Raw genomic sequence first — 23,880 nt, 5'->3', positions numbered from 1 at the left:
GCGCAGGCGCGGCCAGCGGCAGTGCGGCGAAGCGGCGTAGAAGGCCAGCGCCGAGAACGCCGACGCAGCGCCGGCCAGTGCGCAGTACAGCAGCGCCAGGGCGTCGGCGGTCAGCATGGAAACGCCGCGCAGGGCAGGAGCGTGCGGGCCATGGGGGCGGCGCAGGGCATTGAAATCCTCGGGAAGGCAGGCGGGCCGGGCGCTCCGGCAATGCGCGCATGGTAATCATTGCCGTTTGCGCGCGCCAGATCACCCGGTTCATATCGATCCGACCTGAAGTCAGCCGACCGGTAGCGCCGACCGTTGGTCGGCCCTCGCGATGCCTGGCCCAGGCGACCACCATTGGGCAACCCCCGGCATTTGGTTTAAGATCGACGCATCCACCTCGAGGCAACAAGGTGACCCGCGCCAAGCGCCGGTCCAGCGTGCGACATGAGCACTACCACCGCCCAGCGCTGAACGTCCCGACGGCCCCCTGACAGGCGCCTTCGTGGCGCTTTTCTTTTATCCGGCCGCGCCCCGGGCACCCTCGACTCCCGTTTCCCCGGCCTGCATCCAGGCCTCCCAAGCACAAAGCCAGAGCCATGATCGCGATCACGCTTCCCGACGGCAGCCGCCGTGAGTTCGAAAACCCCGTCAGTGTCATGGAGGTCGCCCAGTCGATCGGCGCCGGCCTGGCCAAGGCCACCATCGCCGGTGCGGTGGATGGCGTGCTGGTCGATGCCAGTGACGTGATCGACCACGACGCGAGCCTGCGGATCATCACCGCCAAGGACGAGGAGGGCGTGGAAATCATCCGCCACTCCGCCGCCCACCTGGTTGGCCATGCGGTCAAGCAGCTGTACCCGGACGTCAAGATGGTGATCGGCCCGGTGATCGCCGAAGGCTTCTATTACGACATCCATTCCGAACGTCCGTTCACCCCGGACGACATGGCCGCCATCGAAAAGCGCATGGGCGAGCTGATCGCGCAGGACTACGACGTGGTCAAGAAGATGACCCCGCGCGCGGAAGTGATCGAGATCTTCAAGGCCCGTGGCGAGGACTACAAGCTGCGCCTGATCGAAGACATGTCGCCGGACATCCAGGCCATGGGCATGTACTACCACCAGGAATACGTGGACATGTGCCGCGGACCGCACGTGCCCAACACGCGCTTCCTGAAGGCCTTCAAGCTGACCCGCATTTCCGGCGCCTACTGGCGCGGCGACGCCCAGAACGAGCAGCTGCAGCGCATCTACGGCACCGCCTGGGCCGACAAGAAGCAGCTCGAGGCCTACATCAAGCGCATCGAAGAAGCCGAAATGCGCGACCACCGCCGCATCGGCAAGCAGCAGGATCTGTTCCACCTGCAGGAAGAGGCCCCGGGCCTGGTGTTCTGGCACCCCAAGGGCTGGGCGCTGTGGCAGGTGGTCGAGCAGTACATGCGCAAGGTCTACCGCAAGAGCGGCTACGGCGAAGTGCGCTGCCCGCAGATCCTGGACGTGAGCCTGTGGAAGAAGTCCGGTCACTGGGACAACTATCAGGACAACATGTTCTTCACCGAATCGGAGAAGCGCACCTACGCGGTCAAGCCGATGAACTGCCCGGGCCACGTGCAGGTGTTCAACCAGGGCCTGCACAGCTACCGCGACCTGCCGATCCGCTACGGTGAGTTCGGTTCCTGCCACCGCAACGAGCCGTCCGGCGCGCTGCACGGCATCCTGCGCGTGCGTGGATTCACCCAGGACGACGGCCACGTGTTCTGCACCGAGGCACAGATCGAAGCGGAAGTGACCGCCTTCCACCAGCAGGCGCTGGCGGTGTACCAGCACTTCGGCTTCGACGAGATCCAGATCAAGATCGCCCTGCGCCCCGAGTCGCGCCTGGGCGACGACGCCACCTGGGACAAGGCCGAAGGCGCGCTGCGCTCGGCGCTGTCCAGCTGCGGCGTGGAATGGCAGGAGCTGCCGGGCGAGGGCGCCTTCTATGGCCCGAAGATCGAATACCACCTCAAGGACGCCATCGGCCGCACCTGGCAGCTGGGTACCATGCAGGTGGACTTCATGATGCCGGGCCGGCTGGGCGCCGAGTACGTGGACGAAAACAGCCAGAAAAAGCACCCGGTCATGCTGCACCGGGCCATCGTGGGCTCCATGGAGCGCTTCATCGGCATCCTGATCGAGCACCATGCCGGCCAGTTCCCGGCCTGGCTGGCCCCGACCCAGGCGGTGGTGGCCAATATTACCGATGCCCAGGCTGAATACGTGCAGGAAGTCACGAAAACCCTTGCAGATCAAGGCTTCCGGGTAACGTCCGATTTGCGCAATGAGAAGATCGGTTATAAGATTCGCGAGCATACGCTGCAGCGGGTCCCGTACCTGCTGGTGGTGGGCGACCGTGAGAAGGAAAACGGCGCCGTGGCCGTGCGTACGCGCTCCGGCGAAGATCTGGGCAGCATGTCCGTCCAGGCCTTCCTCGAGCGGTTGCAGGCAGAACAGTCTGTGTAAGAAAGTCCCGGCCCTGCGGATGACCCGCGTGGGCCGGTTTGATTCCTCTGGGAGATTGCAATATCAGTACCCCTGACAACAAACAGAACCGCAAGAATCAGGAAATCCGGGTGCCGCGCGTACGCGTGATCGGCAGCGACGGTGAAATGATTGGCGTGTTGACGCGTGACGAAGCGCTGTCGATGGCCGAAGACGAAGGTCTGGACCTGGTCGAGATCCAGCCGCAGGCTGATCCGCCGGTGTGCAAGATCATGGACTTCGGCAAGTTCAAGTTCGAAGCGCAGAAAAAGGCCAACGAGGCCAAGAAGAAGACCAAGCAGGTCGAGATCAAGGAAGTCAAATTCCGTCCGGTCACCGACGAAGGCGACTACCAGATCAAGCTGCGCAAGATGCGCGGGTTCCTGGAAGAGGGCGACAAGATCAAGGTGAACATCCGCTTCCGTGGTCGTGAAATGAGCCACCAGGAGCTGGGTCGTGAGATGGCCAACCGGATCGAAGCCGATCTGGGCGAGGACATCGTGATCGAGTCCCGTCCGCGCCTGGAAGGCCGGCAGATGGTCATGATGATCGCGCCGAAGAAGAAATAAGCGCCTCCGGCGCCGTAGAGCCACGCCCTGCGTGGCTTCGCGGACCTGAACGGAGAGACGCGACCGTGGCCCGTTCCCGTGTCATACCGGGAACCGTCGCCCAATCAACAGCTTGCACCCGTCAACGAACCCATGCATAATGGGCGGCCCCGTTTTTCGGGGGTGCTGTTTTGAACGGTTTCACGCTTTTCAACGGCAACAGGACCGGCCTGGTTCCCAGAGGGGATCCCGGGCTTACAAGCAGGCAAGGGCACGGACGGAAAGTGTGGCATCGCCACCGCCCTGGTCAGTGACAAAACATCATCAAGGACATTGCAATGCCCAAGATCAAGACCAACCGGGCGGCGGCCAAGCGTTTCCGCAAGACCGCCTCCGGCAAGTTCAAGGCTGGCCACGCCAACCGCAGCCACATCCTCACCAAGAAGTCGACCAAGCGGAAGCGCAATCTGCGTCAGACGAACCATGTTCGTGCAGAAGACGCAGGCCGTTTGACTCGTATGCTTCCCTACCTCTGAGGACTGACCCATGGCTCGAGTAAAGCGTGGTGTACAGGCGCGTCGCCGCCACAAGAAAATCCTGACCCTTGCCAAGGGTTACTACAACGCACGCCGCAAGGTCTTCCGCGTTGCCAAGCAGGCCGTCATCAAGGCACAGCAGTACGCCTATATCGGCCGTAAGCAGAAGAAGCGTAATTTCCGCTCGCTGTGGATCACCCGCATCAACGCGGCTGCCCGCATCAACGGTCTGAGCTACAGCCGTTTCATGAACGGCCTGCTCAAGGCGAACATCACCCTGGACCGCAAGGTGCTGGCTGACATCGCCGTGCACGACGCAGCCGGTTTTGCTGCACTGGCCGAAAAGGCCAAGGGCGCGCTGGCGGCATAAGTCCATTCCCCGCCGTTGCCGTGCAAACGCAATGGCGCCGGGTAAGGCAATGCATGGGGAAGGGCGCAAGTCCTTCCCCATTCTTTTTTGTGGCGGTGGCGACGGGTGTCGGCCCGGCGTGCATCGCGAAGGCAATCCGACGCGAGGCCCAGGCTATCCATGAGTGACATCCAATCCCTGACCACCCAGGCTTTGGCCGACGTGGCCGCCGCGCAGAGCCCCGATGCGCTTGAAGCCCTGCGCGTGGCGCTGCTCGGCAAGAGCGGCAGCATCACCGCCCAGCTCAAGCAGCTCGGCACGCTGCCGGCCGACCAACGCAAGGCCGCCGGCGAAGCCATCAACCAGGCCCGCGACGCGCTGACCACCGCGCTGGGCGAACGCAAGGCCGTGCTGGAAGACGCTGCGCTCGACGCGCGCCTGGCCGCTGAAGCGATCGACATCACCCTGCCGGGCCGCGGCGCCGAACGCGGTGGCCTGCACCCGGTCACCCGCACCCTGGAACGCATCACCGAGATCTTCGGCCGCCTCGGCTACGAGCTGTCCGAAGGCCCGGAAATCGAAGACGACTGGCACAACTTCGAAGCCCTGAACTTCCCGCCGCACCACCCGGCGCGCGCCATGCACGACACCTTCTACTTCGGCGACGGCCGCCTGCTGCGCACGCATACCTCCGGTGTGCAGGTGCGCTACATGGGCGACCACGCGCCGCCGCTGCGCATGATCGCGGCGGGCAAGGTGTACCGCAGCGACAGCGACCAGACCCATTCGCCGATGTTCCACCAGGTCGAAGGCCTGCTGGTGGACGAGCATTCGACCTTCGCCGACCTCAAAGGCACGCTGTCCGAGTTCGTGCGCGCGTTCTTCGAGCGCGATTTCGAAATGCGCTTCCGCCCCAGCTACTTCCCCTTCGTCGAACCCGGCGCGGAAGTGGACATCGCCTGGCAGCAGCCCGACGGCAGCACCCGCTGGCTGGAAGTGCTGGGCTGCGGCATGGTCCATCCGAACGTGCTGCGCAGCGTGGGCATCGACCCGGAGCGTTACACCGGCTTCGCCTTCGGCCTGGGCGTGGAGCGTTTCGCCATGCTGCGCTACGGCGTGAACGACCTGCGCGCGTTCTTCGAGAACGACGTGCGCTTCCTCAAACAATTCGCCTGATGACGGAATGCCGGGCTGGGCCCGGCACTACGATTGTTGAACTACGGCCCAGGCGCATGCGCCGGCCCACCAGGGTGACACCATGAAATTCTCTGAAAACTGGCTGCGCAGCCACGTTCCCACCACTGCCTCGCGCGACGAGCTCAGCGCGGTGTTGACCGCCATCGGCCTGGAAGTGGAAGAGGTCACCGACCTCGGTGCCAGCCTCGACCACGTGGTGGTGGCGCGGATCGTCACCGCCGAGCGCCACCCCGAGGCCGACCGCCTGCAGATCTGCCAGGTCGATGCCGGGCAGGGCGAGCACCTGCAGATCGTGTGTGGCGCGCCGAACGCGCGCGCCGGCCTGGTCGCACCGCTGGCGATGATCGGTGCGAAGATCGGCGACTTCAACATCAAGGCCGCCAAACTGCGCGGCGTGGACTCCAACGGCATGCTGTGCTCGGCCAAGGAACTGGGCCTGGACAGCGACGCCTCCGGCCTGCTGGAGCTGCCCGCAGACGCCCCGGTCGGCCAGAGCCTGGTCGATTACCTGGGCCTGCCCGATGCCAGCATCGAGATCAAGCTCACCCCCAACCGCGCCGACTGTTTCAGCGTGCGCGGCATCGCCTTCGACGTGGCCGCCGCCTGCGCCAGCGAAGTGGTCCCGTTCAACGCCGCGCCGGTGCCGGCCGTGGGCAGCCGCGAACTGGCCATCAGCCTGGACGCCGGTGCCGAAGCCCCGCGCTACCTCGGCCGCATCATTGAAGGCGTCAACCCGCGCGCCGCCACCCCGCTGTGGATGGCCGAGCGCCTGCGTCGCAGCGGTGTGCGCCCGGTGTCGCTGCTGGTCGACATCACCCAGTACGTGATGCTGGAACTTGGCCAGCCGATGCACGCCTACGACCTGGGCACCCTGCAGGGCAGCATCGGCGTGCGCCGCTCGCGCGCGGGTGAAACCCTCAAGCTGCTCGACGGCCGCGATGCCGCGCTGGACGACAGCTTCCTGGTGATTACCGACGCCGACCGCCCGGTCGGCCTGGCCGGCCTGATGGGCGGCTACGACACCCGGGTCACCGACGACACCACCGCCGTGTTCCTGGAAGCCGCGCACTTCGCCCCGGCCGCGATCATGGGCCGTGGCCGCAAGCTGGGCCTGCACACTGACGCCGGCCACCGCTTCGAGCGTGGCGTGGACCCCGCGCTGCCGCGCACTGCGATCGAATACGCCACCCGCCTGGTGCTGGACCTGGCCGGCGGCACCCCGGCCCCGGTTACCGAGGCGGTGCGCGAAGCCGACCTGCCGGCCACCGCCACCATCACCCTGCGCCGCGCGCGCATCGCCCGCGTGCTGGGCGTCCAGATTGCCGATGCCGACGTCGAGCGCATCCTGCGCGCGCTCGGCATGGACGTGGCCGCCGCCGCCGACGGCTGGCAGGTCACTGCCCCCAGCCGCCGCTTCGACATCGCCATCGAAGAAGACCTGATCGAAGAGCTGGCCCGCATCCACGGCTACGAGCGCATTCCCACCACCCTGCCGGGCGGTGCGGCGCGCATCGCCATGCCCAGCGAGACCCGCCTGGACGACCTGAGCACCCGTCGCCAGCTGGTCGCCCGCGACCTGCAGGAAACCATCAACTACGCCTTTGTCGATGCCGGCCTGCTGGCCCAGTGGCAACTGCAGGACAACGTGGTCGCGCTGGCCAACCCGCTGTCGGCCGAGCTGGCGGTGATGCGCCCGGCGCTGCTGCCGGGCCTGGTGGCGACCCTGGGCCGCAACGCTGCCCGCCAGCAGGCCAGCGTGCGCCTGTTCGAGCTGGGCCGGGTGTTCCACCCACAGGCCGGGCAGGGTGCCGCGCCGCTGGAAACCCAGCGCGTGGCCGTGGCCGTGTGCGGCGACGCCACCCCGGAACAGTGGGGCGTGGCCACCCGCAAGGTCGACTTCCATGACCTCAAGGGCGACCTGGAATCGCTGGCGGCCGCCTCCGGCGCCGTGCTCGCCTTCGTGCCCTCCACCCGCCCGTACGGCCACCCGGCGCGTTCGGCCGAGGTCCTGCGCGACGGCGTCAGCCTGGGCTGGATCGGCCAGATCCACCCGCGCGTGGCCAAGGCGATGGACATCGACGCTGACGTATTCGGCTTCGAACTGGACCTGGCGGCCCTGGCCGCCCGCGCCCTGCCGCGCGCCAGCGAGCTGTCCCGCTTCCCCTCGGTGCGCCGCGACCTAGCCTTCCTGGTGCCCGACGGCGCGGCCTGGGCCGACCTGGAAGCCACCCTGCGCCGGGCCGCCGGCCCGCTGCTGCAGCAGGTGACCCTGTTCGACCGGTACGTTGGCCAAGGCGTAGAGCCGGGCTTCAAGAGTCTCGCTATGGGCTTGATTTTGCAGGACAAGTCGCGCACTCTCACGGATCGAGACGTGGACGCAGTGGTCACCGAGGCGGTGGCCGCGATGGAGCGTGAACACCACGCCCGGATCCGCGGTTGAGCGGGCAGGATTGGGGAGTAGCAGGCAGATGGCATTGACCAAGGCGGAGATGGCCGAAAAGCTGTTCGACGAAGTCGGTCTGAACAAGCGCGAAGCCAAGGAATTTGTCGACGCGTTCTTCGATGTGCTGCGCGAAGCATTGGAACAGGGACGGCAGGTAAAGCTTTCCGGCTACGGCAATTTCGACCTGCGGCGCAAGAACCAGCGCCCGGGCCGCAACCCGAAGACCGGCGAGGAAATTCCGATTTCCGCCCGTACGGTGGTCACCTTCCGTCCGGGCCAGAAGCTCAAGGAAAGGGTAGAGGCATATGCTGGATCCGGGCAGTAACCGCGAGCTTCCGCCGATACCGGCCAAGCGCTACTTCACCATTGGTGAAGTCAGCGAGCTGTGCGATGTAAAGCCGCACGTGCTGCGCTACTGGGAAACCGAATTCCCCAGCCTGGAACCGGCCAAGCGACGCGGCAACCGCCGCTACTACCAGCGCCACGACGTGCTGATGGTGCGGCAGATCCGCGGCCTGCTGTACGAACAGGGCTACACCATCGGCGGCGCGCGCCTGCGCCTGGAAGGTGCCGGCGCACGCGACGAATCGGCACTGAGCAACCAGATCATCAAGCAGACCCGGATGGAACTGGAAGAAGTGCTGCAGCTGCTGCGCCGCTGAAGCCTTTTTCGATCAAACCGGTTATACTCGTCGGCCCGCTGCAAGGCGGGGACAACACCAGCAACATCGGGGCGTAGCGCAGCCTGGTAGCGCATCTGCCTGGGGGGCAGAGGGTCGTCGGTTCAAATCCGGCCGTCCCGACCAAACTGGTTGTAGATCAAAGGCCTACGCAGCGATGCGCGGGCCTTTTTTCTTTCCTGCCCTTTTCGACCGGTGCGACACAACGGATCGAGCTGACGGAATCAACCCCGGTCTCCGGCCGTTCGAGCCAGAAATCTCAACTAGTGAGATGGGACGGTGTATGCTGCCGTAACGCCCAAGGGAACGAGGAGCGTTGCTGTGCGCTTCACGGATGTGGATTAGTCATAGCTGATTTGATAAATGAGTATTCGATATGGCCAGAAGTGATCTTTTAGTGTCACTAGTGCGAGCAGCTACTAGCGGTGACCAGACTTCTGTTCGTACTACCGCAGAGGCGCTGGCTGCAGATGAGCGGGCCAAGAATCACCACGTTGTGGCTGATCGCTTGGAGCGCGCCTTGTCATCCGTGGCTGTTACCTCCAACAGTCTTCTGTCTGTTACAGAAGCAGAGCAAAAGGGTGGTCGGGAAGCGGTTCTCGAGCTGAAGCCACGAGTCCGCCTCGAACAGCTTGTTTTGCCCCTGCCCGTCCAAGAGGCCGGTAGGCAGATCGTTGAAGAGCAGACTAGGGCCGGAGTTCTGCGTTCACATGGGTACGAGCCTAGGCACAAAATTCTTCTCTCGGGTCCTCCAGGCAACGGCAAGACTTCTTTCGCGGAAGCAGTCGCGGAAGCGCTTGGGCTGCCTTTCTTTATCGTTCGCTACGATGCTCTGATCGGGAGCTATCTCGGAGAAACCAACGCAAGGTTGCGGAAGCTATTCGACTTCGTGCGCACGCGTCCGTGCGTTCTATTTTTCGACGAATTCGATTCTATTGGTAAAGAGCGCGGCGATAACCACGAAACTGGCGAGATCAAGCGAGTCGTTTCGTTCTTGCTATTGCAGCTTGATCAACTGCCCAGCTACGTCGTTGTGATATCTGCCACTAATCATGCAGAGCTTCTTGATAGGGCAGTTTGGCGGCGGTTCCAATATCGCTTGAACTTTCCAATGCCGACACGCGCGGCCGTGGAGGTTCTGCTTGATCGTGTAATAGAGAAGTGGCCAGAAGCCCCGTCCAGAAGTTTGTCAGAAATGTCAGCTGACCTGACTGCTGTGGCGTATTCGGAAGTTGTGGATTTTTGTCAGAATGTGAGGCGCCGCCAGATATTGGGCTTGGGCGCCGTGTCCGTTGATGACGCGATAGACCACGAGATGAAGATATGGAAATCGAGAGTGCAGCCAGAGGTGCGGCATGAAGCCCGATCCAAGCAAGCCACTTCTGAGGGTGAGTCCAGAACCAGAGCGCGGAGTTCGGCAAGGAAGGCGGCAGAACGTCCCGCAACCTGATCCTTACCCATTAGGGCGACAGCGACTCGTTTTTGAGCCTGTATTTCGGCGTTTGACAGAGGCGCTTGGGCGCGACAGTGGGGGTCTTGAACTTCGGTCCGACCCTACGGCCATCGCGCCAGAGAGACTGCTAGTATTTGAGGTGTTGGGAGAGGTTTCCAAATTCTCCGATGCAGTCCGTGATGTGCCAGGCTTGGAGTGGATAGACGAGGAGGATCTGGCCGGAGAGCCCGATTCCAGTGCTGGCCTCGCGTACCTCATGGTTCCCGACGCTCGCGCTTTGGCTGAACTTACCAGCCTTTGGAGCTATTGGAAGACGGACGGAATTTTGCCCCATGGTTTGACGAAGTGGAGCAAAGTTTTTTCGCTGCTTGCCGATTTAAGGCCTTGGGGGCCTCGAGATAGAGTTGATCCCTTCGATGCTGCTGAGATTGAATTGGCGCTTGAACAAGATCCGAGCGAGTTGCTCCGTCTCGAGCTTGAACTTGTATATCGACGCAGTCCGGTCCGTGGGGCGGAGGCAAGACTCGCAGTAGAGCAAAAGGTCATGGAGGCTGGTGGACGCATCATTGGTCATTCCCGGATAGACCAAATCCACTACGACGCGCTTCTTGTGGAGTTACCTCGGAGCTCGGTGTCCGCCGTGCTGACGTATTCGCAAGCCAGCGTAGCCGGTGCGGATGAAGTCATGCACATTCGGCCTCAGGCAGTGGCGACCTCCGTGCATGTCGACGATGAAGGAGGCGCAACTCGACCGCCGCTGCCCTCGGCGGTGCGGAGAGAGCTTGGGGAGCCAATTCTGGCACTTCTGGACGGGGTGCCGATGGCCGGCCATAGCTTGCTCAGCACGCATCTGTCGGTGGATGACGTTTTTGAGCTTGAGCCGACATCCCCAGTAAGCAGCCGGGTCCATGGGACGGCCATGGCCTCGCTACTGATACATGGCGACCTTGGAGATCGTCAAAGCGCCCTTCCGCGTCGGATTCACACGGTGCCGGTCATCCACTCGCCGGATGAGGGAGATGAGACATTTCCCTCGCAGCGCCTGCTCGTCGACGTCATCTACCAGGCAGTCGTTTCCATGAGGGAAGGAGAGGATGCTAGTTCGCCGCATGTTTTGATCATCAACCTGTCACTCGGCAACAGAAGGGCCAGGTTTCATGGGCGGATATCTCCGTGGGCCAGGCTGTTGGATTACTTGGCGTACCGCTACGGAATTCTCTTTGTTGTTAGCGCTGGTAATACATCCGAGCCCTTATTGGTGGCCGACTTCGCCGGCCGTATTGCCTTTGAAGATTCTTCTCCGGAACTTCGCGCTCGCTCAATGATCAAGGCGGTTGGGGGCTTCATGGCCCAGCGCACAATTATATCTCCTGCTGAGTCAGTCAACTCTTTGACCGTGGGTGCCTCTAACGAAGACAGTGTTTCGCCAGACGCGCGCTCGAGAAGCTCTGTGCTTATAGATCCCTATGCATCTCTGCTGATCTGCAACCCATCGAGCACTTTGGGGCCTGGATACAGCAATGCGGTGAAGCCGGATGTGCTAATGCCTGGCGGAAAGGAACGTGTCTCTGTCATTCGTTCGGATGATCAAGGTATTTGGGTTGAGCCCGGTGGGCCCGGGCGCTCCAACGGGCTAAAGGTGGCCAGGCCGCCCGTGGCCGGAGTTGAGGCGTCAGAGGGTTACACCACTGGCACCAGCGCATCCGCAGCACTCGTGTCGCGCACATGCCACCGAATTCATGACGCTTTGGAAAGAGCGTACGGAGAGGCATTCCTGATTCTCCCTAGCCCGCAAAGGGCGGTGCTCCTAAAGGTATTACTTGCTCACGCTGCTCGTTGGCCAGCGGAAACCGTGACGCTCATTCAGTCGTGTCTCGGACCTGAAGATCGCAGACAGCATGTCCGGAGGAAAGACAACGTCAGAAGATTCATAGGTTATGGCGTCGTCGATGCGGAGGCGGCGGTTACCTGTGCTGATGACCGTGCCACCGTTTGGGCGACTGGATTAATTGGAAGAGACCAAGTTGTAACTGTCTCGATGCCAATTCCTTCGGTAATGGGGGGCAAGGCGCTGCCTCATGAGATAGTCGCGACTCTTGGCTGGTTCACGCCCGTGATCGCAGGTGCAAGGGCTTATCGCTCGGTGCGGCTCTGGCTCGCCGAGCCAGACATCGAAGGACTGGGAATCAAAGTTAGTTCCGATCAACCCGATACGAATCAGGCTAGACGCGGAACACTCTACAGCCGTCGGTGGGACGGAAGAAAAGTTGCCAACATTGTTGATGGTGCACACATCAAGTTGAACCTACAGCGTCAGCCTGATCAAGACGCTGCCGTGGTTGACGACCTCATACCCTTTGCGATCGCAATCACCGTATGCATGCCTGATGTTGCGGGTGTTTATGAAGAAGTGCGACAGCGCTTGGAGGTTCGCGCACAAGTTGTTGTCTAGATTCCACACTAATTCTGGTGCCCGCTGAGCCAAGCGCATATTGAAGGCCCCGTTAGGGGCCTTCTTCGCTCTTCGCTCATCTCGTGGCGAGCCGCTAATGGGGCTTGGATCGCGCTCCCGAACCAGAGGGGTGCGTAGTTGCAAAGGGAGCTATCGGCACCTCATCAGTATCCACGAGGGAAATCAGCGCAAGCAGGTTCCTGATGCTCATGTCCTCGACGTTGCCAGGGCAGCGTTCAATGACATCGATGAGCTCAAGCAGCTCCACGATGCGCAGGTCGTAGATCCGAAGCAGTTTGCGGATTGCGCGGAAAACCTCATGCCTGGAAGGATCATTGGCGCCAATCAGGCGATGCACCTGGATGCCTGGCTTTGTCGTCGCATCGCAGCGCGTCGAGGCGATGGCCTTCAGGATCTCGCCCATCGTCAGCTGATCCGAGGTGCGGATATCTGTGCGGAGCTTGGATTCCAGGGTCACCCAAGCGGGGCTGCCCCAATCCAATGTGTCGGCGATGGCGCTGAAGTAGTAGTTGAGGTCTACGGTAACGCGCGTAGGGGCGGCGAAAGGGTCGAATGACATGGAGGACGTCCTCGTTTGAAGTAGGTTCCAACGCCCTGTGGATTACACTGGTGGGCGTCGATGCGCCTTTCTTCGGAACGCCAATCCCGGTCACCGAGGAGTTGGCGACGCAGCGATCCTGCGCGTGGCGAGGGAAGGCTGTCAACGCGCTGTGCCAGGAATTGGGAAGTGGGTCGGTAGCAATACGCCGGGATGTCGCAAGCGTCTCTCTATCAGATGCTTGCAACGTCATCAGCCCACGATTGACCCACGGCAAGCACCAACAGGTGCGCCCCGCCAATGACACCTTCGAGCCGATCCGGATGGAGGCAAAGGATGACAACAAGACGACTTCAAGCCACCGACCTCGAGCAGGCCAGTGCTGTGTGCATGGCATCCTTCATGAAAGCGGTCGCGCGCTCGCTCTCTCCGGAGGGCATCGCCACCTTTGCCGGGATCGTCTCGGTGGACGGCATTGCCAGCCGCTTTTCCGATGACAACGACATGTTCGTGTTCGAGGCCGACGGCCAGGTCGTGGGGGTGGCCGAACTCATGGGTGGGCAGCACGTGGCCACGTTGTTCGTTGCGCCGGGGCATCAGGGCAAAGGGGTAGGGCGGGCCTTGATGCAGGCCGTGCTCGCATGCGCCCGGTCCGAAGTGGTCACCGTACGGGCGTCTTTGGGGTCGGTCGCCGCCTACCAGCGCTTCGGGTTCCAGGTGGCCGGCCCGGCCGGGGAATACGCGGGCCTGGTCTACCAGCCGATGGAACGGGCGCTCCCCACGCCGTAGTTCCAGGTCCCGGGTCGCTGAACGGTGAGCCATCAATCGGCCAGATTCGGCAAAAGCATGATCCTGCTTTCACGCCTTCACACCTATCCTGCGCCGAACGACCCCGGGCCTGATCCGTGCTGCAGCAACAAGAAGAAAACACCGCCAAATGGCGCATTTACGAGGCGCTGTTGCAGGCCACGCCAGATCTGTCCTACGTGTTCGATCTGAAACATCGGTTCATTTACGCCAACCAGGCGCTGTTGAACATGTGGGGCATGACCTGGGATGAGGCGATGGGCAAGACCTGCCTGGAGATCGGCTATGAGCCCTGGCATGCGGCCATGCACGACGCCGAGATCGAGCGGGTGATTGCCACCAGGCAGCCGATCCGTGGCGATGTGCCGTTCCCGCACACCACCCAGGGCGTACGCATCTACGACTACATCTTCACCCCGGTGATTGGACCTGATGGCGAAGTGGAAGCCATTGCCGGCAGCACCCGCGACGTTACCGAGCGCAAGCGCCACGAACAGCACCTGCAGCTGCTCATCAACGAGCTCAACCATCGGGTAAAGAACTCGCTGGCCATGGTGCAGTCGATCGCACGGCAGACCTGCCACAACGCCAGGGACCTGGCCGAGGCCAGCGAGAAGGTGGAGCAGCGCCTGGTGGCGCTGTCGGCGGCGCATGATGTGCTGACTCGCGAGAACTGGCACAGCGCCGACATCCTGGAGCTGGTCCAGGCGACTGCGGTGGCGCATTCGGACGACCCCGCCACGCGATTCGACGTGCAGGGCGAACCCTGCCGGCTGGACCCGCGCCGCGCGTTGGCCTTGGCCATGGCGCTGCATGAGCTGGGCACCAACGCGGTCAAGTTCGGCGCCCTGTCCGGGCCCGACGGTCGGGTGTCGGTGCACTGGCACAAGACGTCCGTGGATGGGCGCGAGATGGTCGAGCTGGTGTGGCAGGAAAGCGGCGGCCCCCCGGTGCAGCCTCCCAGCCAGCGCGGGTTCGGTTCGCGCCTGTTGGAGAAGGGGCTGAAACATGACCTGGGCGGCACGGTGGAGCTGTCGTTCGAGCCGGGTGGGCTGCGTTACCGCGTGGTGTTCCCGCCGGGCGACGACACCCTGAAGGTTCACCCGTGACTGCGCGCGTGCTGATCGTCGAAGACGAATCGATGATTGCGATGATGGTCGAAGACTATCTGGTGCACGCGGGCTACGAAGTGGTAGCGCTGGTCGGCACGCTGGACGAGGCACTCACTGCGGCGGAGCGCTGCAGTTTCGACGTGGCGCTGCTGGATGTGAACCTGGCCGGACAGACGTCGTTCCCGGTGGCTGACGTGCTGGAGGCGCGGGGGATCCCCTACATGTTCCTCAGCGGATACGGCAGGGAGACGCTGCCGGAGCGGCTGCGGCGCCGTTATGGCCTGCAGAAGCCCTTCCGCATGCCCGAACTAGGGCGTGCGCTTGAACGGGTGCGCAACCCGGTCAACTGATCGCGCGGATCACTTCCTCGATCAGCACTACGTAGCAGGCCGCGAAGTAGACCTTGAGCAATGCAGGGTGCTGCTTGGAGACGAATGCGCGCATGTCAGTACGGCCGTTGGGGACGTCATCATTGTGACCATGCGGTGAAATTGAGGCAACGATCACACATTCAGTGCTGTGATGGCGTCTCCCACGTGTTTCCTTTTAATTCAATCACTTACAGTTTTGAGCGCGGCGGTGGCACCTACCGTTCGTCGGAAAAATCCTACACACGCAGCTGAATACGTAGCGGCGTCCGTTCACATAACGTAGTGCCTTCACACGAAGCCCGCGCCCCATTCACTGTTGCGGCACGCCCGCATCGCTAGCGTGGAGGCCTGTCAGTCATACCCGGCAACCGGGGAAAGGAACAACATGATCAAGTGGGCCATCATCTTCGCCATCATCGGCATCATTGCCGGCGCGCTGGGCTTTGCCGGTATCGGCGGCGCCGCCATTGGCGTGGCCAAGTTCCTGTTCTGGGCAGGCATCATCATCGCCGTCATCCTGTTCGTGCTGGGCATGACGGTCGCCAAGAAGGTGACCTGACCTCACGACAAGGTGAGGCGGTAAAGACGAAAGCCTGCGCAGCAATGCGCAGGCTTTTTTGCATCCGGTTGTTGATCACTCGAAGTAGAACGAAATTCCCAGTCCGGCCTGCAGATCCGGGCTGTCCCGATCCAGGCCCAGGTCGAACGAGGCGTCCAGCTGGATGCGTTCGGCGGGCATCCAGGTCAGGCCGGCGCCCGCGACGGAGGTGGCGGGTTCGCCCCGGGTATGGGTGAAACCGGCTTCGATGTAGGCGCTGACGGTGTCGCTTGCGGCCAAGCTCAGGCTGGGCGACCAGGTGAAGGCGTCTTCGCCCGCGCCACGGGTGGCGTTGGCGTACAGCGCGCCGCTCCAGCGTTGGTTGAAGGTGTATTCGTAGCTGGCGCCCAGTTCGTACTGGGTGCCGCCTTCGCTGAAGTCGCGTGAGCCGGTGCCGAAGCTGCTGCTGGCCAGCAGGGCCAGGGCATGGCGCTCCGAATGCAAGGGCAGGGCGTATTTGAGTGCCAGGCCGCTGTCGCCGGCGCCGCGCGTGGTGGTGGCGGGCGCATCGCGCGGGGCCTCGCGCAGGTGGTTCCAGGGGCTGCCAAAGGCCTGCAGCTCGAGCTGCGCGCCCAGGCCCACGCGCAGCCGCACATCGGTACCGTATTCGGTGCTGCGGGTACCGGCGTCGTCGCGGTCGCGCTGGTAGTCGGGCAGGCCCAGTTCCAGCGCCACGCCGCCCCCGGGCAGCACCGAGGCGGCGAAGCCCAGTCCCGGGCGGTCGAAGGCCGGTGTTTCACTTTCGTCCTGCTGTGCCCAGGCGGGCATGGCCACGGCCACCAACAGAAGTCCTACCCATGCACGCATCGCCACATCCACCGTCTGGAAAACAGCAGCAGCCTAGCGGGGCGGCGGCAATGCGCCGTGAGGACGGGCCGAGTGGCTACTGGTCGCCCGCACGCTCGTCGCTGCCGGACGGATGCTCCGGGTGGCGGTCTTCATCGCGATCAACCGGCCCCCGGCGAGCAGCACGGTGGCCGGCAGCATCCGCGCCCAGCGGCGCTGCGACAGCCGTAAGCAGCGGGCCGCGACCCGGCGCAGGCACGTAGCGCAGCAGGTGGTGTGGCTCGGGAAGCACCCAGAACCCGGTGCCCAGGTCCGGGCGGCGGGCGACGCCGTTGCCGCTGGCGGGCGTGTCTTCGTCCTCTTCCGGATCGAGCGCCTGCGGTGGCTGTCGGCGCGCGTCTTCGTCCTGCTCGTGGTCAGGGAGGTCCTCGCTGTCCTCCGCGGTCGGCGGCGACAGGGCGTCCAGCGCATCGGTGGCGGCCTCCCACTCTGCCGCGTCCTGGACGATGGCCTCGGCGAGCGGGACGGGCGTTTCAATGCGGGGTGGAAGGCGGGGCGGAAGGTCGGCGGGAACACGCATGGGCCGTTCGTCCAGTGCATGGATGGACCCTGGACAGTGGCCGCAGTGGCGCGGTCGGTCCATGCAACTGGTCGTAAAAGGACTTCAGCGCAGCGACGGATCCGGTCGGGTCAGGGCGAGCAGTCCATCCATCAGCCGTGCGGCGCGTGGCTTGCCGTCCTCGTCGATCGGGCAGGCCATCGACTGCAGCCAGAAGCCGTGCGCGGCGCGGCGTGCCGCGGTGAGGCGGTGGTCATCGGCTTCGCCGGGATGGCGCTGCAGCTGGTCCTGGATCCAGTGTTTGAGCGCCTGTGCGATGTCCGGATCTGGTCGCCCGCGCGGGGTGCCGGCGCCGGCCTCGGGCGGCTGCAGGCAGGCGCGGAACAGCGCGGTGACATAGGCGCGGGAGAAACGCCCGTGCACGTCCGGATCCTGCTCCAGCAAGGTTTGCACCGCGCGGTCGAAGTCGACCAGCGCGCTGGCCAGGGCCGGGGCATCCGCAGCCTCGGTGGTGCTGAGCAGCGGGAAGGGACGGCTCATGCCGGCGCCTGCGGAAGCTGGCGGGGCTGGGTGCCAGGTTGCGCGAGCAGGCCGCGCAGCAGTTCCAGCACCCGCTCGCCCTGGCCATTGCAGGCCAGCTCGAACGTAGTCTGGCCACCCAATGCGCCCAGTGGTGTGTGCACGATCCAGTGCAGTACCCGGCTGCGGTCCGGTTCGATCTGCAGGGCCAGCGTGGCCACCCGACGTACGATGCCGGTACGCATGCTCAGAACCCGTAGCTCAGCGCCAGCAGCGCGCTGTCCATGTGCGTACCCACGGTCATAGGGCTGTCCTTGACCGCGCTGGACAGCAGGGTACGGCGCAGCGACGCGGTGGCGGTCCAGTGAGGGCCCAGCGGCATCACTGCGCTCAGGTCCATGTACGGGGCCACGCCACTGCCGGAACGGTAGGCGGGCAGGCCACTGCGCTGCGCTTCGACCGCGCTGACGCCGAAGTAGTAGTCGTTGAGGCTGCTGCTGGCGTAGTTGGCGCCCACGCCAGGCATCAGCACCACCCGACCGGTGGGGATCGGATAGCCGTACTTGGCATCGGCCGCCACGCCGCCACCGTGTCCGCTGACTTCGGCCTGCACATTGCCCTGCAGCACGCCCCACGGCGCGGTATGTCGCACCGCCACGCCGGCCATGGCCGACATGCTGCGGTTGGACAATTGGCGGAGCTGCGGGTTGTCGGTGTCCTTGTGCTTGAAACGCATGAAGTAGGGCGAGGCCAGCAGCGAAACGCTGGTGCGTTGGTCGTCGAACAGGGTGTAGCCGATGCTGCCGCCACGGAAGTGGAACTTGCGGCCTTCCCAGTTGATCACCGGCACCGGCAGCACGTCGGTGTCGTAGCCGGCGTACGGGGATTTCTGCGCAACCACCGCCAGGCCGACACTGCTGCGTGCCTTGGCCCCGGGCGCCGGCTGGGCCAGCACGCTGCTGCTGGCCAGCAGCCCGAGCAGGGCCAGGCCTGCGGCTGCCGTCTTCCGTGAATCACTGTGCATGGGAGGCTCCTGCGCCGGTCAAACCCGCATGGTGTCCAGCGGACATTGTGGGAACGTTACGTCATCGGGCGGGGTACCATCGGCGGCCTCCGCCCCCGCCCGTACCGCCCATGCGCATCCTGCTGCTCGAAGACGACCCCGAACTGGCCGGCGCCATCCAGGCCAGCCTGGGCCGCCACGGCATGGTGGTGGACCTGGTGGTGTCGATGGCGCAGGCGGCCGAGGCGCTGAAGGCCGGGGTGCACCAGGTGCTGCTGCTGGACCGCCAGCTGCCCGACGGCGACGGCGCCAACTTCGTGCGGGTGGCGCGCAGCCACGTGCCCAACCTGCCGGTGATCATGCTGACCGCACGCGATTCGGTGGCCGACCGGGTGGTGGGATTGGACGTGGGCGCGGACGATTACCTGACCAAGCCGTTCGCGGTGGAAGAGCTGCTGGCGCGGATCCGCGCGATTTCACGGCGGCCGGCGCAGATCACCCTGCCGGTGCTGGGCCTGGGCCGGCTGCAGTTCGATTTCGTGGCACGCCAGGCCACGGTAGGCGGCGCGCTGCTGGCGCTGCCGCGGCGGCAGCTGCTGGTGCTGGAAGCGCTGGCCCTGCGCCAGGGCCGCACCGTGGCGCGCGCGGCGCTGCAGGAAGCGGTGTACGGGTTCGACGATGAGATCCAGTCCAACGCGCTGGACGCGCATGTATCCAAGCTGCGCCGCGCGCTGGCCGATGCCGACGCGCAGGTGGAGATCCACGTGATGCGCGGGATCGGTTACCTGTTGAAGGAAAGCGCATGAAGTTCCTCAAACCCGGCTCGCTGTCCTTCAGCCTGGCGTGGAAGATCTGCCTGATCCAGGTGGCGATGGTGTTGATCGCGCTGACCGGTATCGCGCTGGTCTATGGCGACCGCAGCACCGCGTATGTCGATTGGAAAACCAGCGAAGCGGTAGCCGATGCGATCCGCCTGCAGGACGGCACGTTGCAGGTGGACTGGGCGGCGGTGAATGAAGCGGCGCCGGACCGCCCGGCCACGTTCTGGTTCGCCGCCGCCGACGAGCAGGGGCACCGGGTCGAACACGGTCCGCTGCCGGCGGTATATCGCGCGCTGGCCGACCAGCTGGCGCACGTGGAACCCACCGACGTGCGCACGCGCAGCCGCGGGCTGGAGCTGGCGATGCGGGTGTGGGTGTCCGATCGTGAGGACGGCCGCCTGCACGTGATGGTGGGCGGCCTGCCGCAACGCGGCTTCTGGCGGCAGCTGGCGGTGATCATCGGCTACCTCGGCGGCTGGATCACGTTGCCGCTGATCGTGATCACGCTGGTGGTGGCGCCGTGGGCGATCCATCGTTCGCTGCGCGGGGTGAACCGGGTGGCGGCGCAGGCCGCGGCGATCCAGATCACCGAACGCGGCCGTGGCCTGGACACGCACGCGGTGCCGCGCGAGATCGTGCCGCTGGTGGATGCCTTCAACGCGGCGGTGCGCCGCATCGGCGAAAGCTACGACGCGCAGGATCGTTTCCTGGTCGGCGCCGCGCACGAGCTGCGCATGCCGATCGCGATCCTCGCCACGCGCATTGCCGACCTGCCGCCCGGGCAGGTGCGCTCGCGCCTGCAGCGCGACCTGGGGCGGTTGAGCAACATCGCTGAGCAGCTGCTGGACCTGCAGCGGCTGGACCATCACCGCAGCCAGCACCAGCGCGTGGACCTGGCGGCGTTGACCCGTGAAGTCGCCGCCGACGTGGCGCCGCTGCTGATCGATGCCGGCTATGCTTTTGCGGTGGACGCGCCGGAACAGGCGCTGTGGGTGCGTGGCGACCCCGATGCGCTGCACCGGGTGATCAGCGGGCTGCTGCAGAACGCCATCGCGCACGGCGGTGGCAGCGGCACGGTGATGGTGGAGCTGCAGTCCAACGGGCTGCTGTCGGTGAGCGATGAGGGGGATGGGGTCCCCGAACAGGCACGGCAATCGATCTTCGAGCCGTTCCACCGGCTGCGGCCCAGTGGCAGCGGGAGTGGCCTGGGGCTGTACCTGGCGCGCGAGATCCTGCTGCGGCATGGCGGCAGCATCGTGGCCGAGGAAGCGGTCGGGGGCGGGGCGCGGTTCGTGATGTCGCTGCCGGTGGAGCGCTAGCCGAAAGCTGGATGGGTCACTTTCAGCGCGAAATTCAGAGAAATCCGATAGTCCGGCCGGATTTCCGCACGTATCGTGGCTCCAGCGTCGGGAAGGAACCCGCGCCATGCAAGATTCCCCCGCGAGGTCGCTTCCCAGGCGTACGCCTCGCCTTGCCCATGCAGGATGCCACTCGAGGCCACACCGATGATGATCAAGGTCCAACACCAGCACCATCAATGGCAGGTTGTGCAGCCCGGCGCGGTCGCGCCGGTAGCGTTTGAAAACGGCGCGACGGCGTTTGATTTCGCCGATTCACTGGCCCGCGAACACCACGCCGAAACCGGCAGCAGCAGTGGGGTACGGGTGCAGGTGGGCGAGGCCTTCGTGGACGCCGTTCACTACGGCTGAGCGGTCAGCGTCACGTCGGTTTGTTGAATCGATCCTGAAATCACCCCGGTTGAGCTATAGGCGAAACCTTCAACTTCCCTGATCCTGTGCCTATTCATCCAATGGCACGAGGACGTCGCAATGAAGCAGGCAACGCAGATCGGGATGTGGGCCTTGTTGCCGGTTGCGCTCATGGCGATGGCCGGCACCGCGCAGGCGCAGCGTTACGACGATGGCTACAACGACGGCCCGGTGCGCTGTGAATCGATCAAGGGCCGCACCCAGCAGTGCCCGATCGACGGCCGTGCGCGCCTGGTGCGGCAGCTGTCCGGTTCTCCCTGCATTGAAGGCGACACCTGGGGCCAGGCCCGGAACGGGGTGTGGGTGACCCGCGGCTGCCGCGCCGAGTTCATCGCCGAGCGCGGCCGTCCTTCGCACGGCGGGGGCTGGGGCAACCAGGGCAACCAAGGCGGCGGCTGGGGTGGCGGGCGTGGGCAGATCATCAGCTGCGATTCCAATGACCAGCGCATGCGCCGCTGCAACGTCAGCGTGCGCCGCGACGTGCGCCTGGTGCGGCAGACCTCGCGCACGGCGTGCATCGAGGGTCGCACCTGGGGCCATGACCGCGACGGCGTGTGGGTCAACGGCGGTTGCCGCGCGGAGTTCGAAGTCAGGTAAGGCGCCCGCGCAGGGACACGCCATGCGTGTCCGCGAAGTGCCGGCGCCCCGGTAGAGCCACGCCCTGCGTGGCTGCGCGGTGCCGGAACGAAGCGCCGCCCCCCCGGGCGGGGCGGTAAGGGTCCCCGGTCAGGCGCGGGGGGCCAGGCGGGCGGGCGTCGGGCCGCGTCGGGGCGGCCCCCCGGTGCGCCCCCCGCCGGGGGTGGGGGGGGGTGCCCGGCCGCCCTCCCAGCCACGCAGGGCGTGGCTCTACGGTTCCCGTGTCAGGCGCTGAGGGCCTGGCTGCCGAGCTTCGGCCAGCGCTTCAGCACGGCGGCACGGATGCCGGCGGCGTCGATGCCGGCTTCGGCCAGCAGGTCTTCGCGACTGGCGTGGTGCTGGAAGCTGTCGGGCAGGCCCAGGTGCAGGAACGGGCGCAGTACGTCTTCCGCATTGAGCAGTTCGGCCACGCCGGAACCGGCGCCGCCGGCCACCACGTTGTCTTCGATGGTCACGAAGCCCTGGTGGGTCCGGGCCAGTTCCAGCAGCAGGGCGCGATCAAGCGGCTTGATGAAGCGCATGTTGACCACGCTCAGGCCCAGCTCGCGGCCTACTGCTTCGGCGGCCGGTACGGTGCTGCCGAACGCAAGCAACGCAATGCCGTTGCCCTGCACGCGCAGCTCGGCCTTGCCGATCTCCAGCGTCGAAAGGTCGGTGCCGGCGTCCACGCCGGTGCCGCTGCCGCGCGGGTAGCGCACCGCCGCGGGACCTTCGTACTGCAGGCCGGTGCTGAGCATGCGGCGGCATTCGGCTTCGTCGGACGGCGCCATCACCACCATGTGCGGTACGCAGCGCAGGAAGCTCAGGTCCAGGTTGCCGGCGTGCGTGGCACCGTCCGGACCGACCACGCCGGCGCGGTCGATCGCGAACAGCACGTCCAGCTTCTGCACCGCTACGTCGTGCACCAGCTGGTCGTACGCGCGCTGCAGGAAGGTGGAGTAGATCGCCACCACCGGCTTGGCACCCTGGGTGGCCATGCCGGCGGCCAGGGTCACCGCATGCTGCTCGGCGATGGCCACGTCGAAATAGCGTTCCGGATATTCCCTGCTGAAACGCACCAGGCCGGAGCCTTCGCGCATCGCCGGGGTGATGCCCAGCAGGCGCGGTTCGGCGGCGGCGGCGTCGCACAGCCAGTCGCTGAAGACGTCGGTATAGGTCGGCTTCTTGCTGCCGCCCTTGGCCACCAGGCCCTTGTCCGGATCGAACGGCCCGACCGCGTGGTAACCGATCTGGTCGCCTTCGGCGCGCTCGTAGCCCTTGCCCTTGGTGGTCATCACGTGCAGCAGCTTCAGGCCCTTCAGGCCCCGCAGCGTCTTCAACGTGGCCACCAGCGCGGGCACGTCATGGCCGTCGATCGGGCCGGTGTAATGGAAGCCCATCTCTTCGAAGAAGGTGGAGGGCACGAACATGCCTTTCCAGTGTTCCTCCCAGCGCTTGACGAAGCGCGCGGACGGCGACTTCTTCTTGTCGCCGAGGATCTTCTTGCCGCCTTCGCGCAGCGCATTGAGCGTGCGGTTGCCGGTGGCGCGGCCGAGGATCTTGGTGAGGCCGCCCACGGCTTCGGAGATCGACATGTTGTTGTCGTTGAGGATCACCAGCAGGTTCGGTTCCTGCTCCATGCCGCCGGCATGGTTGAGCGCCTCGTACGCCATCCCGGCAGTCATCGCGCCGTCACCGATCACCGCCACCACCTTGCGGTCGTCACCCTCGCGCTGGCGCGCGATGGCCATGCCCAGTGCGGCGGAGATGGAGGTGGAGGAATGGCCGACCCCGAAGGTGTCGTACTCGCTTTCCTCGCGCTTGGGGAACGGTGCCACGCCGTCCTTCTGCTTGACGGTGTGGATCTGGTCGCGGCGACCGGTCAGGATCTTGTGCGGGTAGGTCTGGTGGCCCACGTCCCAGATCAACTGGTCGACCGGGGTCTGGTACAGGTAGTGCAGGGCCACGGTGAGTTCGATCACGCCGAGCCCGGCGCCGAAATGACCGCCACTCTTGCCGACCGACTCGATCAGGTAGGCACGCAGTTCATCTGCGATGGCAGGCAGTTCGGATTCTTCGAACCTGCGCAGGTCATCCGGATTCTGGATGCGCGACAGGCGGGGATAGCGTGCGGAATCGATCATGTTTATCGCGCTTCTTCTCAAGCGCCTATTTTCCCCCCCAAACCGGGGTGGG

General features: G+C 64.9%; 25 protein-coding genes and 1 tRNA gene. 19 read left to right on the top strand and 7 right to left on the bottom strand.

The features are described 5' to 3' along the window. Positions 1-584 precede the first annotated feature (584 nt). The 11 genes from thrS to RWO33_RS07755 all read left to right on the top strand — a co-directional run bounded on the left by thrS (position 585) and on the right by RWO33_RS07755 (position 12,165). On the top strand, positions 585-2,489 hold the full coding sequence (gene thrS / locus RWO33_RS07805) for a threonine--tRNA ligase (protein ID WP_314103870.1): 1,905 nt from the start codon (positions 585-587) through the stop codon (positions 2,487-2,489). A 47-nt stretch (positions 2,490-2,536) separates the two neighbouring features. Further along, positions 2,537-3,076: a translation initiation factor IF-3 gene (gene infC, locus RWO33_RS07800; protein ID WP_026070650.1), complete on the top strand. Its 540-nt coding sequence runs from the start codon at positions 2,537-2,539 to the stop codon at positions 3,074-3,076. Positions 3,077-3,393: 317 nt separating this feature from the next. After that, positions 3,394-3,591, top strand: a complete 198-nt coding sequence (rpmI, locus tag RWO33_RS07795) for a 50S ribosomal protein L35 (RefSeq protein ID WP_102944552.1) — start codon at positions 3,394-3,396, stop codon at positions 3,589-3,591. A 10-nt stretch (positions 3,592-3,601) separates the two neighbouring features. Then, the gene (gene rplT / locus RWO33_RS07790; RefSeq protein ID WP_145479962.1) at positions 3,602-3,961 is read left to right on the top strand and encodes a 50S ribosomal protein L20; all 360 of its coding nucleotides are present in this window, start codon (positions 3,602-3,604) and stop codon (positions 3,959-3,961) included. A gap of 159 nt (positions 3,962-4,120) precedes the next feature. After that, positions 4,121-5,116 carry a phenylalanine--tRNA ligase subunit alpha gene (locus RWO33_RS07785; RefSeq protein ID WP_145479964.1) on the top strand — a complete coding sequence of 332 codons (996 nt, stop codon included), beginning with the start codon at positions 4,121-4,123 and terminating at the stop codon, positions 5,114-5,116. Between the two features lie 82 nt (positions 5,117-5,198). Further along, positions 5,199-7,577, top strand: a complete 2,379-nt coding sequence (gene pheT / locus RWO33_RS07780; RefSeq protein ID WP_314103866.1) for a phenylalanine--tRNA ligase subunit beta — start codon at positions 5,199-5,201, stop codon at positions 7,575-7,577. Positions 7,578-7,605: 28 nt separating this feature from the next. Continuing rightward, a complete protein-coding gene (locus RWO33_RS07775; RefSeq protein WP_145480358.1) occupies positions 7,606-7,905 on the top strand; it encodes an integration host factor subunit alpha in 300 nt (99 codons plus the stop codon). After that, positions 7,886-8,242, top strand: coding sequence for a MerR family transcriptional regulator (locus RWO33_RS07770; protein WP_068853353.1), 357 nt, complete (start codon positions 7,886-7,888; stop codon positions 8,240-8,242). Before RWO33_RS07775 ends, RWO33_RS07770 begins: the two co-directional genes overlap by 20 nt. Before the next feature lie 67 nt (positions 8,243-8,309). Continuing rightward, positions 8,310-8,386, top strand: a tRNA-Pro gene (locus RWO33_RS07765). A gap of 370 nt (positions 8,387-8,756) precedes the next feature. Beyond that, on the top strand, positions 8,757-9,710 hold the full coding sequence (locus tag RWO33_RS07760; RefSeq protein ID WP_314103861.1) for an ATP-binding protein: 954 nt from the start codon (positions 8,757-8,759) through the stop codon (positions 9,708-9,710). A 142-nt stretch (positions 9,711-9,852) separates the two neighbouring features. Beyond that, positions 9,853-12,165 carry a S8 family peptidase gene (locus RWO33_RS07755; RefSeq protein ID WP_314103859.1) on the top strand — a complete coding sequence of 771 codons (2,313 nt, stop codon included), beginning with the start codon at positions 9,853-9,855 and terminating at the stop codon, positions 12,163-12,165. Between the two features lie 94 nt (positions 12,166-12,259). Here RWO33_RS07755 and RWO33_RS07750 read toward each other — a convergent pair whose 3' ends face one another. Further along, entirely contained in the window at positions 12,260-12,745 is a 486-nt protein-coding gene (locus RWO33_RS07750) for a hypothetical protein (protein WP_314103857.1), read from the bottom strand. 381 nt (positions 12,746-13,126) lie between these two features. Between RWO33_RS07750 and RWO33_RS07745 the strand changes: the two genes are divergently transcribed. From RWO33_RS07745 to RWO33_RS07730, 4 genes are all read left to right on the top strand, one after another. Beyond that, positions 13,127-13,513: a GNAT family N-acetyltransferase gene (locus tag RWO33_RS07745; protein ID WP_314103855.1), complete on the top strand. Its 387-nt coding sequence runs from the start codon at positions 13,127-13,129 to the stop codon at positions 13,511-13,513. A 119-nt stretch (positions 13,514-13,632) separates the two neighbouring features. Beyond that, entirely contained in the window at positions 13,633-14,640 is a 1,008-nt protein-coding gene (locus tag RWO33_RS07740) for an HWE histidine kinase domain-containing protein (protein ID WP_314103871.1), read from the top strand. Continuing rightward, on the top strand, positions 14,637-14,993 hold the full coding sequence (locus RWO33_RS07735; protein ID WP_145479976.1) for a response regulator: 357 nt from the start codon (positions 14,637-14,639) through the stop codon (positions 14,991-14,993). The genes RWO33_RS07740 and RWO33_RS07735 overlap by 4 nt, the downstream gene beginning before the upstream one ends. Before the next feature lie 406 nt (positions 14,994-15,399). Continuing rightward, complete coding sequence (locus RWO33_RS07730) at positions 15,400-15,573, top strand: DUF1328 domain-containing protein (protein WP_145479978.1); 174 nt, start codon at positions 15,400-15,402, stop codon at positions 15,571-15,573. Positions 15,574-15,648: 75 nt separating this feature from the next. On the opposite strand, the gene RWO33_RS07725 is transcribed toward RWO33_RS07730, so the two are convergent. The 5 genes from RWO33_RS07725 to RWO33_RS07705 form a co-directional block, all read right to left on the bottom strand. Beyond that, a complete protein-coding gene (locus RWO33_RS07725; RefSeq protein ID WP_314103851.1) occupies positions 15,649-16,380 on the bottom strand; it encodes a transporter in 732 nt (243 codons plus the stop codon). A 115-nt stretch (positions 16,381-16,495) separates the two neighbouring features. Further along, on the bottom strand, positions 16,496-16,978 hold the full coding sequence (locus tag RWO33_RS07720) for a hypothetical protein (RefSeq protein WP_314103849.1): 483 nt from the start codon (positions 16,976-16,978) through the stop codon (positions 16,496-16,498). An 84-nt stretch (positions 16,979-17,062) separates the two neighbouring features. Continuing rightward, positions 17,063-17,497, bottom strand: coding sequence for a hypothetical protein (locus RWO33_RS07715; protein ID WP_314103847.1), 435 nt, complete (start codon positions 17,495-17,497; stop codon positions 17,063-17,065). Further along, a complete protein-coding gene (locus tag RWO33_RS07710; protein ID WP_145479990.1) occupies positions 17,494-17,721 on the bottom strand; it encodes a hypothetical protein in 228 nt (75 codons plus the stop codon). The genes RWO33_RS07715 and RWO33_RS07710 overlap by 4 nt, the downstream gene beginning before the upstream one ends. 2 nt (positions 17,722-17,723) lie before the next feature. Continuing rightward, a complete protein-coding gene (locus RWO33_RS07705; protein WP_314103842.1) occupies positions 17,724-18,500 on the bottom strand; it encodes a MipA/OmpV family protein in 777 nt (258 codons plus the stop codon). A gap of 110 nt (positions 18,501-18,610) precedes the next feature. On the opposite strand from RWO33_RS07705, the gene RWO33_RS07700 reads away from it, so the two are divergent. The 4 genes from RWO33_RS07700 (at position 18,611) to RWO33_RS07685 (ending at position 21,666) form a co-directional block, all read left to right on the top strand. After that, on the top strand, positions 18,611-19,285 hold the full coding sequence (locus RWO33_RS07700; protein WP_145479994.1) for a response regulator transcription factor: 675 nt from the start codon (positions 18,611-18,613) through the stop codon (positions 19,283-19,285). Continuing rightward, on the top strand, positions 19,282-20,619 hold the full coding sequence (locus tag RWO33_RS07695; RefSeq protein ID WP_145479996.1) for a HAMP domain-containing sensor histidine kinase: 1,338 nt from the start codon (positions 19,282-19,284) through the stop codon (positions 20,617-20,619). Before RWO33_RS07700 ends, RWO33_RS07695 begins: the two co-directional genes overlap by 4 nt. A 189-nt stretch (positions 20,620-20,808) precedes the next feature. After that, a complete protein-coding gene (locus RWO33_RS07690) occupies positions 20,809-21,009 on the top strand; it encodes a hypothetical protein (protein WP_314103838.1) in 201 nt (66 codons plus the stop codon). A gap of 120 nt (positions 21,010-21,129) precedes the next feature. Further along, a complete protein-coding gene (locus RWO33_RS07685; RefSeq protein ID WP_314103835.1) occupies positions 21,130-21,666 on the top strand; it encodes a DUF3011 domain-containing protein in 537 nt (178 codons plus the stop codon). Between the two features lie 263 nt (positions 21,667-21,929). On the opposite strand, the gene dxs is transcribed toward RWO33_RS07685, so the two are convergent. Further along, a complete protein-coding gene (gene dxs / locus RWO33_RS07680; protein WP_145480000.1) occupies positions 21,930-23,828 on the bottom strand; it encodes a 1-deoxy-D-xylulose-5-phosphate synthase in 1,899 nt (632 codons plus the stop codon). Positions 23,829-23,880 lie beyond the last annotated feature (52 nt).

This window comes from uncultured Stenotrophomonas sp. (genome assembly GCF_963519925.1).
Classification (GTDB): domain Bacteria; phylum Pseudomonadota; class Gammaproteobacteria; order Xanthomonadales; family Xanthomonadaceae; genus Stenotrophomonas; species Stenotrophomonas maltophilia_AE.
This window is presented reverse-complemented; position numbering and strand designations above follow the sequence as displayed.